This window comes from Acinetobacter sp. ACNIH3 (assembly GCF_002918965.1).
Taxonomy (GTDB): Bacteria; Pseudomonadota; Gammaproteobacteria; order Pseudomonadales; family Moraxellaceae; genus Acinetobacter; species Acinetobacter schindleri.
This window is the reverse complement of sequence record NZ_PQLP01000063.1, coordinates 1-10,916: the sequence shown is the minus strand read 5'-3', so window position 1 is coordinate 10,916 and position 10,916 is coordinate 1. Positions and strand designations below refer to the sequence as shown.

Here is a 10,916-nt window from a genome sequence, read left to right as displayed (position 1 = left end):
TGTTCCATTTTAGATATTTGTTTAAGATAAGATATAACTCATTGAGATGTGTCATAGTATTCGTCGTTAGAAAACAATTATTGTGACATTATTTCAATGAGTTATCTATTTTTGTCGTGTACAGAGCTAAAATTTCACTGAGAACATCCATATATAGCTCCTACGTAAACTGTCCAATAGGTCATGTTATACGAACTATTGAACATATTATATCTATTTTACATGCTGTAAAGTCAGTCTAATCAGTAAGTGGATGAAAACTAAGGAGGCTTTATGAAACTAGATTATGTGATCGTTGCCGGAGGGTGTTTTTGGGGTCTCGAAGACCTCCTTAGGAGTCTGGACGGTGTGACGTCAACGAAGGTGGGCTACTCTGGCGGAGATTTTGATGATCCTACCTACGCCGATATTATAACAGGGAAAACGGGGCACGCCGAAGCGGTTCGCGTGGAATACGACCAAGACGAAATATCTCTCGAAGAGATTCTACATTACTTTTTCAAAATCCATGATCCGACTACGAAGAATCGCCAAGGAAATGATGTTGGCACTTCGTATCGCTCGGCAGCGTTCTATCGTGACGATGCACAGAAAGCGATTATCGAAAACGTGATTGATGAGGTCAATGAGATCGGTCGCTTCGAGAATCCCGTGGTCACGACGGTAGCCTTGGAAAAAGAGTTTTATGACGCTGAGGAGTATCACCAAAACTATTTGAAGAAGAATCCCCACGGGTACACGTGCCATTTTGAGAGAGATTAAACCATGAATCAAACGAAAGAGGAAAAAATGAAAGAACTTAAGAACGTTGTCATCTACACAAAAGACCATTGTCCGTTTAGTAAACGCGTGAAGGAGTACTTAACTTCTGAAAAAGTTGATTTTAAACAAATTCGCGTGGATGACGATCCCAAGACTTATGATGAGTTGAAGAAAAAAACCAACCTTCAAACTGTTCCGCAAGTTTTTGTGGATGGAAAATTCATTGGTAGCGCGACTGACTTCTTCGCGTGGATTGATAGCTAAAGAACAAACCCAAAAATAAAGGAGCAAATTTATGTTCAACTGGGAAAGCATTAACAACTATCTCGATAACGGCACTCCCGCTCCTCCTAGAAAAGTAGAAAAGAGCGAGGAAGAGTGGAAAAAAATTCTGACGCCCGCTCAATTTAATGTCATGCGGAAGAAAGGCACCGAGCGCCCTCACACTGGGGAACTCTGTTCATTTTATGAGGCAGGACGGTATGCCTGCGCGGGCTGCGACACTGAACTGTTTGATTCGAACGTTAAGTTTGATTCGGGAACAGGTTGGCCGAGTTTTTCTGAGCCCGTCGCCGACAACGTAATTCAATATGAACTGGACACGACTTACGGACGAAGAATCGAAGTGCTATGCAATGTGTGCGAAGCCCACTTAGGGCACGTTTTTCCAGATGGTCCTGAGCCCTCTGGGGCTCGATTCTGCATCAACTCGGAGTCATTGAAGTTTGTAGAATAATTTTTAAATCGAGGGGGTTTATGAAAGTGAACCTTTTGAAAAAAGGAGCCGTTCGTGTTGATTAAGCTGTTCGGTCATAAAGACTGCCATAAAACCAAGATTTACCAGTCGTACTTGAAAGAAAAAGGAATCGAGTTTGATTTTTTAGATGTTCACGAAGACGACGCGGCAGCTGATGAACTGCGATCCCTTTATACTACTGGAAAGTTAAATTTCCCGACAATACTGGTTGGGACAAAGAAGCTGAGAAACCCCAAGTTCAAGGATCTCGACAAGTGGTTGGAAGCTTCGATGAAATAACGAGATCTTTTTTTTGAGGATTGTAATTAGCTTAGTAAGGAGTCAGATCAATGATTATAGCAGTTGTCCGCAGTCGTGTTGCCAAGGAGCACGGTGGGGAGTTTGAAAGAAGATACGCCGAGATGTCCGCGCTTGTCGAAGCCATTCCTGGTTACGGAAGCCATGAGCGGTTTTCTTCTCCTAACGGTGAAGATGTTCTAATTGTCGAGTTCCTTACCAGAGAAGCTTTCGATGCTTGGGATAAGCATCCCGAACACAAAAAAGCCAAGATGCTTGGCAAAGACTACATTTTTGAATCGTACGACGTGAAGGTCGGAGAAGTTTTTGAACGGCACACAAAGCCGGAGGTGAAATTATGAAAACGAGAAACGTTTATATCGTAGGTGGAGCTCGGATTCCATTTATGAAATCTATGACCGCATATCGAGACGTCTCAAGTGAAGAACTAATGACGGCGAGCCTAAAGAGTTTAGTTGATAGATATAACTTGGAAGGAAAAACTGTGGGCGATGTAGCCTTAGGAGCTGTCATGCACAGCTCGGCTAACTGGAATTTGGCTCGTGAAGTCGTTCAATCCTCCGGTTTGCATCCAAACACTCCGGCATATAACGTGCAACGTGCTTGCGGAACGAGCTTGGAAAATACGATTCAGATTGCTCACAAAATTTCTAGCCACCAAATTGAAAGTGGCATTGCGGGCGGTGTTGATAGCAACAGCGATTTGCCCATTATGGTTAGTCGAACTTTCGCAAGAAAATTGATTGCGTTGAATTCTGCCAGAACGCTTGGTGAGAAAGTAAAAATCATTTTAGGAATTAAACCTAGCGATCTAAAGCCAGTGTTGCCCGCAGTGGTTGAGCCACGCACCGGAAAATCAATGGGTGAGCATTGCGAACTCATGGTTAAAGAGTGGAATATTTCTCGCCAAGAGCAAGATGAGTTAGCGCTGGCAAGTCACAGAAATGCAGCTCAAGCATATAAAGATGGGTTTTATGATGATCTCGTCTTTCCATTCCAAGGAAATAAGACCGATGGAATTTTGCGTGCTGATACAACTTTGGAAAAATTGTCGAAGTTAAAACCTGTTTTTGATAAATCAGAAAAAGGGACTTTGACGGCGGGAAATTCAAGCTCGCTCACAGATGGCTCGTCCACCGTTCTTTTGGCTTCCGAAGAAGAGGCTAAAAAGAATAATTGGCCGCTGTTGGCCAAGATTGTGGATTCTCATACTTCTGCCGTGGATTACGTCGCTGGCGAAGGTTTGCTCATGGCTCCAACTGTGGCGGTCAGTGAATTATTGAAGCGAAACGGCTTAAAGCTTCAGGATTTTGATTTTTACGAAATTCACGAGGCGTTCGCTGGACAAGTGCTCTGCACGATGAAGGCGTGGGAGTCTGCTGAATACTGCAAAACACGTTTGGGACGATCAGAGCCTCTCGGAAAAATTGACCGCTCGAAGCTAAATGTCCGTGGAAGTAGCATTGCCCTTGGGCATCCGTTTGCGGCTACTGGCGCTAAGATCGTCGGAGTTTTAGCAAAGATACTGCACTCAGCTGGTCCTGGAAAACGTGGCCTTATCGTCGTTTGCACGGCGGGAGGAATGGGAGTGGCTACAATTCTTGAAAGTTAGGAGAAAAATATGTCGGATCTAAAAATGAATAAAGAAGACGGTGTTGAAAGCTATGAATTTGCAACCCCTGAAGCAATCGAAGAAGCATTGAAAATCGGGAAGCTTAGTCAAACGGTTTTCGGCATGGGTTGCTTTTGGGGACCGGATTCTAATTTTGGAGGGACGCAGGGAGTAGTGCAAACACGTGTTGGCTACGCTGGAGCATCAACTCTGGATCCGAGTTACCGCAACATCAACGGACACGCCGAAGTCGTCAGAGTGATCTACGATAAAGACCAAATCAGCTACAGGGAACTTCTTGGAAGTTTTGAATCATGGTCTGTTCATGGTAGAAAGCAGGGCCAGTATCGCCAGATACTTTTTGTTTTTGATCTGGAGCAAAAACAAGTAGCTGAAGAACTGATTCAAGCGATTGGAAAGGAGAAATCTCCCGAGGTGATTGAGGCCGGAGAACAAAATGGTTATTTTTGGCCCGCCGAAGATTACCATCAAAAGCATCGTCTTCGCAGAAACAAACAGCTTGTAAGTCTTGCAGAAGTAGATTTCGGTCCTCGCTGGGATGAACATCTGTATTTTACTAAATTAAATAGTACCGATAGAAAAGGCTTCAGTCTCTCAAGCTGGCTAAAAAAGTTGTCTCCGGAAATGCAGAAAGCTTACCGAATCGGTTAATCTGAAATTGCAGCTGGCTAAAGAACTCTATTTTCTATATGTAAAGAATGTGACGATCTCCTTCACATGGAGTCCAAGAGAGCATAAAAAATCTGTGTAAGTCGCATTACCCATGTATTTGAAAGGAATAAATAATGCCAATATCAGACCAGCTTATCGACCGAAGCAAGACCTCAGTTTTTATGAGGTCTTGAGATCAGCGCAGCATGAACAGATCTCTTACAGTGTGGCGAACACACTGGTTTGATTGCGGCCTTGGGTTTTAGCTTTGTATAACATCTGATCGGCGACTTCGAGCAACTGCTTTTTGTCGTCAAATAAATCAGCGCTGGCCAAACCTATGCTGACCGTTAATTGTCGTAATAACCACTCATGGTTAGCCACTACCAGCCTTAACTTTTCCAGTGTTTTATTTGCGGACGCTGTGTCTGTGCCTGGCAGGATCAGCACAAACTCTTCACCACCATAACGGGCGAAAAAGTCATAGTTCCTGCTATGGCGCTGAAACAGAGCCGCGACTTGACTCAGTGCCTCATCTCCTGCGGCATGACCATAGCTGTCGTTAAAACTCTTAAAGTGATCAATATCAATCAATGCCAGTACAAAAGATTGTCCTGTTCTTTGCCAGCGAGCAAATTCAGCTTCAAACTTGAGGTCAAAAGCTCTTCTGTTGTTCACCCCTGTCAGCGCATCCGTCATGCTGGTATTATGTAATTGTTCGCCGACTTTTTTCAGCTCCAGTATGGCGATCACTTGTCTGGACAGAGCCTGCAAAGAGCTTATCTGCCGCTGGTTCAGCTGCTTAGGAACATGATCATAGACACAAATAGTACCAATCACTGCACCTTCGGGATCAATCAGCGGCGAGCCAGCATAAAATCGGTAGCCAGGTCCTGAAATCACCATAGCATTGGTACTGAATCTGTGATCTAAAGTAGCGTCAGGGACCACCATTACCGCATCAGGTGTTTCCATTGCATACACGCAAAAGGACTCTTTAATTAATACAGAGGTACGCGAAATACCAACTTTTGCAATTAGATTCAGCTTTGTGTCATCGGTTCGCGTCACCATAGCCACTGGTGCATCACAGATATAACACGCCAGTTCAGTGATATCCCGCAGGTTCTGATCTGCTTCAGCAGGTGCTTTTAGTGTGGTTTCTGCACTAGCTGTTTGAGCTAAACTAAAGGTCATGTACTTCTCCGTTTTTCTACTGCATTTTTCAAAGATCCTGCATAGAAAAATGAATTAAATCGTTGATTTAACTCTAGCATAGATCTGTCAGACTTGAAGTTATCTCTGTAGCAATGGTATTGTTTTGTACAATATTCGCCTGCTTGATTTGAGTTTTAGCTGTATTTATAAACTTTTGGCTTTTCCGGTCGCAGGCTCTATAATTTGCTCGTTTAAATCCAACTCTTCGTCTAACGTCATCTATTTAGTGTGCATGCGGCCTCCGGAGCATTTTCCGTGGCTTATTTTACCGAAGCATCGGGATTGCTAAATAGAGCTGAACGCTGTAATGCGCTTTCGAACTGAGCTTTCCGTAACTTCGGCATTAGTTCATGTACCTTGCTTACTGGATGTTGGTTGACGCGCAGCAGCACGTCCGTCAGATAATCGTAAACGTTAATAGCAGTGTTGACCTTGCTTTGAATGACGCCAACATGCTTAGCACCAAGCTCCGTTCAGCAGAATCACAGCCAGTTTTTCAGTTATCCCAAGTGTCACTCTCAGATTAAAGGCCGCCATACCGGATGTAGTGCCAACAAGAAAACTAAAACACAACTTCGCTGATCATCGCTGAGTGTTTATAAATCGTCTCCCATCACCGGTATCGATAAGCAGATAAGCCTGGTTATGCCATTAGCAGTTCTTGAAGCATTCCTGCTTTCAATGTCGTCAACGTGATCACGATTTGAGTTGAGATAACGACTCTGTTGCTGAAGACTCTCAGTTAATTGCCACTCACCAGATTCAAGAACAGCACCCGCTAACTCGGCACATACTGTTGCAAAACCATAAAGCGCTTGATTATCGCGGGTAAAACGCAGCGGCATCGTCTGGCCTTTTACAAGAAGGGACCATTCCAAAACTCTGTACTTACCTTTTAATCGGTTACTGACAAAAATAGTTATACTTGTACCGCTGGCGCCAACAACTAAAAAGCTCGTGATAGCTAGTCCTATCAGAGACCATAACTCTGGTTTCCCACTTAGTAACAGTGGATTAGGCAAATGACTCCTCAAAACGAGATCAGCACCAAGGGTCAGCGCTGTTTTATACACTGCTTGTTCTAATAATGGAGTTGCATTGACCAGTGACGCAACAGCATCACAACTATAAGGTTCTAGAACTGCCGTAGCTCTCAACCATTCTGTTTCATGGGCAATCGCCAACAAATTTGACCAAATTCGAACCAGTGCCGCTATATGAATGGAGTTTTCATCAGTCAGGACGGTTTGATTAAGCTGCTTATCCAGTTCCTGATGCCAGTATTGGTATTGGCTTGTCAAAAGTACAAACAACTCAGATTGAAGCAACTTATTATTAGTTACCGGTCTTATCCTATTTGACATCTCATTGAATAGTTGTATAAATTTTTTGTCTGCTTGTTGCTCACGCTTTAGCAGATCTTGCTGTTGTTGAAGCATCTGTAAATCGTATTCAATGGCCTGCTTAAAAAGTGTGAGTAAGGAACAGTGTTGTGATGCCCGATCTGGGCTTGAAAAGTCCAACATACACAAAGTACCGAAAGTTTTTCCGCTAGGCCAAAGCAATGGCAGGCCATAGTAATAACTAAAGCCTGCTGCAAATGTTGGGTTATTGTTTTCATATCGGGTACCGATTGCATTTTCAACTAGTAATGGCTGGTTACTGGAAATGACTTGGGAACAATAAGTGTTAAGTGCCAATGGAACAGGTTCACCGCAATAAAAAGTTGGTACTGACACACTGCCAACAGCCTGACAAATTTCGTTTTTATCTAATCGATTAATCAGCACACAAGGCACTTCCGCGACTTGAGCCATCGAGTTTACAATGCCTTGCCAGCGCTCTAGGAGCAGAGCGGTTTCTATGCTCAAATCTACTGCCATTTGTTCCCTCAGTATTTAAATAGTCCCCTTTTGCATCATTCGATCTTGTTTATCTCAGAGTATCAAACAGGAAACAAAGTGATTGATGTCAATCAGGGAATTAGCAGCATTGATGCATTAAGCGGCGCACATACACTCTAAGTAAAGTGCTTAAGTCTGATTATGGCAAGAAATTGTTACTTTGTCAGGGATAGTCAACACTTTATTAGCGAGAGACTTGCTTGGCTGACATTTAAGACAAATCGCGAGATTCCAAATCTGCCACCAACAGTCGGAACTGAGTAACTCACTTGAGCTTTAAAAAGTAAAGCATTGAAATATTTATGGTATTTATACATCCTACCTAGCTCACAGCAGAGTTTAGCATCGTGCATTAATATGACCTTACACTAAAAATACGTACTAGTTGACGTCTATCAAACTCGTTTACGAGATAGTGTAGTGGTCGACAAATTTTGGCCACATCGTTATTGCCTAATAACCGATGCTCTCTTTAAATGCGAAATGAGTAGTGCACGCATTTTTAGCCTTTTGGCAAAACGTTGATGTCTCGAAATTTTCAAGCGCTGTGCCTTGTTTATTTTCAGAAACGTCTGCTTTCAGTGAGTTCCTGATGCTCGGGCGCTCTAAATTATGGGTATAGACAATCTGATTTGCCCTATATTTGCAGTTTTTCGTGAACCCTTAATTTCACAACTCTTTTAATCTGATATCCAAAGTCTGCATCCATACATAGCCCCTACGTAAACTGTCTAATAAGTCACATTATACGAACTATTGAGCATGTTATATCTATTTTACATGCTGTAAATTCAGTTCCATTAGTAAATAGATAAAAACCAAGGAGGCTTTATGAAAAATAAATAATGTGATCGTTGCCGGAGGGTGTTTTTGGAGTCTCGAAGACCTCCTTAGAAATCAGGACGGCGTGACGTCAACGAAGGTGTGTAGTGGCACTGAAATGGCGACTGCGCAAGACGTGAAGATGAGCTGTCTGATAGCAACGGATTATCAAGCAGAACCTTCTTAAATACAATTTATTCCACGCCAATACAGCGTGCTGTCTTTCAAATCACTAGGAGAAATTTATGTCACGTTTGAACACCCCTACCACAATCGACGCCGCGCCTACTGCTACCCATACCTCACTCAAGGCTGTGGAAAAACAACTGGGCCGCGTTCCTAACATGTTCCGCGTCGTTGCCAACAGCCCTGCTGCGCTGACTGGCTACCTGCAATTGAGCGCAGCATCAGCACAGGGCGGCTTGGGTACAGCGACTCTTGAGCGTATTGCCCTAGCCGTCGCTGAGATCAACGGCTGCGATTATTGCCTTGCTGCCCATTCCTTCCTAGGCCGTAAGGTGGCCAAGCTTGATGATGCTGAACTCACTGCCAACCGCAGCGGTGCATCAAATGACCCTAAGGCCGACGCAGCCGTGCGTTTTGCTGCCGCCGTAGTCCGCCAGCGCGGGCAAGTCAGCAATGACCAGGTCCAAGCGGTGCTGAACGCTGGCTACAGTGATGCACATGTAGTGGATATTCTGTTGGCTGTTGCCCTGAACACTTTCACTAACTACGTTAACGAAGTGACACAGACCGAGGTCGACTTCCCGGCCGTTCAACCACTAGGCATTGATGTCTAATCCATTGGTGCTCAACTACAGCAATTACCTAAGTTAGGTTCGACTCGAGTAAACATATAGTTTTTCTCAAGAGTCCTCTGTACACGACAAATTTCACAGAACCCTTATCCTATCAGGATTCTGCTTTCTTAAAATTGCCAAAATTTCCTTAAACTCTTCTTTTTTCCCAAAACCAATTAAACGCTGAATCGCCATTTGAACATAGTCTAAACCATAGCGAAATAAACTCATTGAGAGTCGTCCATGCTTCTTTATTTTTATCGCTTTTTTTTGATTATGTTGCCATTCACCCGTTAAGTAACACCAACAGAAGCTTATAGCTAACACCGCAATCAATTTTTTCACTCGTCTAGGGTCTGTCAAGCGCGTATTTTCAAGATTAAACCCGCGTCCTTTGAGACAACTGAATAAGGTTTCAATTTCCCAGCGTAATGCATAATCCTGAATAGCATTGGCATTAAACTGAGGAGAAACGACGAGTAAAAGCTCTCCATTTTCTAACTGTAGTGCACTTATATATAGTTTCACCCGACCAACCAAAATCCGTCGTTTACGACATTCAATTTGACCAACTTTAAGATGGCGAAATAAATCACTAATTTTATGATTCTTTCCTAAATGATTGGTGACAATGAAGTTTTTTTAACACGAATGCAGAAGTTGATGTCTTGTTCAATTAACCATGTAAACCACTGCTCACCGATAAACTCTCTGTCTGCGAACACATTCACAATACGGTCTTTACCAAAAATGGCTATAAAGCGTTGAATCAAAGCAATACGCTCTTTCGTATCTGAATTTCCACGTTTATTAAGCAATGTCCAAAGGATAGGTATCGCTATTCCACGATAAACGATTGCGAGCATCAGGATATTAATATTTCGTTTTCCCCATTTCCAATTGGTTCTATCTAAAGTCAGTTGCACTTGGTCGAATGAAAACATATTGAAAATCAACTGAGAAATTTGACGATAATCAAAATACTGACCTGCAAAGAAGCGCTGCATACGTCGATAAAATGATTGTGGTAAGCACTTGATGGGCAAGGCTTTAGATGCAGAAGAAAGATTACATGTTTGCTTTAAAATGATCACAAGCATGATGAGCGCAAAGCACTTTAAATGTGACTTGTTCCATTTTAGAGATTTGTTTAAGATAAGATATAACTCATTGAGATGTGTCATAGTATTCGTCGTTAGAAAACAATTATTGTGACATTATTTCAATGAGTTATCTATTTTTGTCGTGTACAGAGTCAAGAGTCATATCATTTTAGTGGGCTACATAGAGTGAGTCCACATGGCTAAAAATAATTGGAGATATAAGATGACTATTCCCGAAATTGAAAATGGTGTCCAGACTACCAATACCCTTAGTAATAATCTCGGTGCAAAAATCACTAAGTTTGGTATAGGTGGCATCTACGTTGCCATGACGATAATATATTTGTGGTTTGGTGGCATGAAATTCACTAGCTACGAAGCAAACGGTATACATGGTTTTGTTAGTAATAGCCCTCTGCTTTCGTGGATGTATAGCTTCCTCAGCATTCAAGGATTCTCAAATTTTCTGGGTGTGCTTGAAATTTCAGTTGGCCTGTTAATCGCTGCACGAGTTTTCTCCCCTAAGCTCGCAATCTTGGGCGGTGTACTTTCAACCGGACTCTTTTTTACGACATTGTCGTTCATGCTGACTACACCCGGTGTTTTTGAGGCATCTCTTGGGTTTCCTGCGATCTCTGTGGTTCCTGGCCAGTTTTTGCTAAAAGATTTAGGCTTGTTTGTCGTGTCTATATTTATCGTAGGTACATCACTTACAGCACTGGAGCACAAAAACAAATAAGCCTCACCCGAAACAACTATAAGTTAGATGGCTCCTAAACACATTAGAGAGCCTTTATTTTTATCTTTTAAGTGCTTCAAGTACGTGCCTTACTAGAGGCTGTGTAAGCGTCCGCTGAATCCCATACCTATTTTTTAATTCGATTTAGGTTTCCAGCAGTGCGGCAGCAATTCTTCAATTTGGGTCACTTTGTGTGTCGGTAACCTTTTCAGCACATCACTTAAATAGGC

Annotated in this window: 14 protein-coding genes; 10 read left to right on the top strand and 4 right to left on the bottom strand. The window is 42.7% G+C overall.

Translation table 11 applies throughout. The features are described from left to right. Positions 1–273 precede the first annotated feature (273 nt). From msrA to C3420_RS15375, 7 genes are read left to right on the top strand one after another with little or no spacing between them, the layout of a single operon-like run. The gene (msrA, locus tag C3420_RS15405; RefSeq protein WP_000762837.1) at positions 274–762 is read left to right on the top strand and encodes a peptide-methionine (S)-S-oxide reductase MsrA; all 489 of its coding nucleotides are present in this window, start codon (positions 274–276) and stop codon (positions 760–762) included. A gap of 3 nt (positions 763–765) precedes the next feature. Next, positions 766–1,026 (top strand): glutaredoxin, encoded by a 261-nt coding sequence (locus tag C3420_RS15400; protein ID WP_001076938.1) that lies wholly within the window; start codon positions 766–768, stop codon positions 1,024–1,026. Positions 1,027–1,057: 31 nt separating this feature from the next. Further along, positions 1,058–1,498, top strand: a complete 441-nt coding sequence (msrB, locus tag C3420_RS15395; protein ID WP_000483554.1) for a peptide-methionine (R)-S-oxide reductase MsrB — start codon at positions 1,058–1,060, stop codon at positions 1,496–1,498. Positions 1,499–1,552: 54 nt separating this feature from the next. Beyond that, positions 1,553–1,798 carry a glutaredoxin family protein gene (locus C3420_RS15390; protein ID WP_000905740.1) on the top strand — a complete coding sequence of 82 codons (246 nt, stop codon included), beginning with the start codon at positions 1,553–1,555 and terminating at the stop codon, positions 1,796–1,798. Between the two features lie 50 nt (positions 1,799–1,848). Continuing rightward, positions 1,849–2,157 carry an antibiotic biosynthesis monooxygenase family protein gene (locus C3420_RS15385; protein WP_000582514.1) on the top strand — a complete coding sequence of 103 codons (309 nt, stop codon included), beginning with the start codon at positions 1,849–1,851 and terminating at the stop codon, positions 2,155–2,157. Continuing rightward, entirely contained in the window at positions 2,154–3,428 is a 1,275-nt protein-coding gene (locus C3420_RS15380; RefSeq protein ID WP_000857678.1) for an acetyl-CoA C-acetyltransferase, read from the top strand. Before C3420_RS15385 ends, C3420_RS15380 begins: the two co-directional genes overlap by 4 nt. Positions 3,429–3,437: 9 nt before the next feature. Beyond that, positions 3,438–4,100, top strand: a complete 663-nt coding sequence (locus C3420_RS15375; protein WP_001281573.1) for a peptide-methionine (S)-S-oxide reductase MsrA — start codon at positions 3,438–3,440, stop codon at positions 4,098–4,100. A gap of 219 nt (positions 4,101–4,319) precedes the next feature. On the opposite strand, the gene C3420_RS15370 is transcribed toward C3420_RS15375, so the two are convergent. After that, a complete protein-coding gene (locus tag C3420_RS15370) occupies positions 4,320–5,297 on the bottom strand; it encodes a sensor domain-containing diguanylate cyclase (RefSeq protein WP_002119794.1) in 978 nt (325 codons plus the stop codon). A 617-nt stretch (positions 5,298–5,914) separates the two neighbouring features. Further along, a complete protein-coding gene (locus C3420_RS15365) occupies positions 5,915–7,201 on the bottom strand; it encodes a GAF domain-containing protein (protein ID WP_000257537.1) in 1,287 nt (428 codons plus the stop codon). Positions 7,202–8,069: 868 nt separating this feature from the next. On the opposite strand from C3420_RS15365, the gene C3420_RS17690 reads away from it, so the two are divergent. After that, complete coding sequence (locus C3420_RS17690) at positions 8,070–8,231, top strand: peptide-methionine (S)-S-oxide reductase (RefSeq protein WP_223290059.1); 162 nt, start codon at positions 8,070–8,072, stop codon at positions 8,229–8,231. Positions 8,232–8,289: 58 nt separating this feature from the next. Then, on the top strand, positions 8,290–8,844 hold the full coding sequence (locus tag C3420_RS15355; RefSeq protein ID WP_000088799.1) for a carboxymuconolactone decarboxylase family protein: 555 nt from the start codon (positions 8,290–8,292) through the stop codon (positions 8,842–8,844). A gap of 93 nt (positions 8,845–8,937) precedes the next feature. Here the strand turns inward: C3420_RS15355 and C3420_RS15350 are convergent. After that, positions 8,938–10,028 (bottom strand): IS4-like element ISAba1 family transposase gene (locus C3420_RS15350; RefSeq protein ID WP_085940648.1). Its coding sequence is split into 2 segments (ribosomal slippage): positions 8,938–9,488 and positions 9,488–10,028, totalling 1,092 coding nucleotides; the frame shifts between segments, so codons are not numbered across the junction. A 142-nt stretch (positions 10,029–10,170) separates the two neighbouring features. Between C3420_RS15350 and C3420_RS15345 the strand changes: the two genes are divergently transcribed. Next, positions 10,171–10,686 carry a YkgB family protein gene (locus C3420_RS15345; protein WP_004911234.1) on the top strand — a complete coding sequence of 172 codons (516 nt, stop codon included), beginning with the start codon at positions 10,171–10,173 and terminating at the stop codon, positions 10,684–10,686. 134 nt (positions 10,687–10,820) lie between these two features. Here the strand turns inward: C3420_RS15345 and C3420_RS17295 are convergent. Then, positions 10,821–10,916: transposase domain-containing protein (locus tag C3420_RS17295; protein ID WP_004785112.1), on the bottom strand; the 96-nt coding region annotated here is incomplete at its 5' end.

Coding starts and splice junctions, on each gene's coding strand:
- msrA (WP_000762837.1), top strand. CDS start 274: ATGAAACTAGATTATGTGATCGTTGCCGGAGGGTGTTTTTGGGGTCTC.
- C3420_RS15400 (WP_001076938.1), top strand. CDS start 766: ATGAATCAAACGAAAGAGGAAAAAATGAAAGAACTTAAGAACGTTGTC.
- msrB (WP_000483554.1), top strand. CDS start 1,058: ATGTTCAACTGGGAAAGCATTAACAACTATCTCGATAACGGCACTCCC.
- C3420_RS15385 (WP_000582514.1), top strand. CDS start 1,849: ATGATTATAGCAGTTGTCCGCAGTCGTGTTGCCAAGGAGCACGGTGGG.
- C3420_RS15380 (WP_000857678.1), top strand. CDS start 2,154: ATGAAAACGAGAAACGTTTATATCGTAGGTGGAGCTCGGATTCCATTT.
- C3420_RS15375 (WP_001281573.1), top strand. CDS start 3,438: ATGTCGGATCTAAAAATGAATAAAGAAGACGGTGTTGAAAGCTATGAA.
- C3420_RS15370 (WP_002119794.1), bottom strand. CDS start 5,297: ATGACCTTTAGTTTAGCTCAAACAGCTAGTGCAGAAACCACACTAAAA.
- C3420_RS15365 (WP_000257537.1), bottom strand. CDS start 7,201: ATGGCAGTAGATTTGAGCATAGAAACCGCTCTGCTCCTAGAGCGCTGG.
- C3420_RS15355 (WP_000088799.1), top strand. CDS start 8,290: ATGTCACGTTTGAACACCCCTACCACAATCGACGCCGCGCCTACTGCT.
- C3420_RS15345 (WP_004911234.1), top strand. CDS start 10,171: ATGACTATTCCCGAAATTGAAAATGGTGTCCAGACTACCAATACCCTT.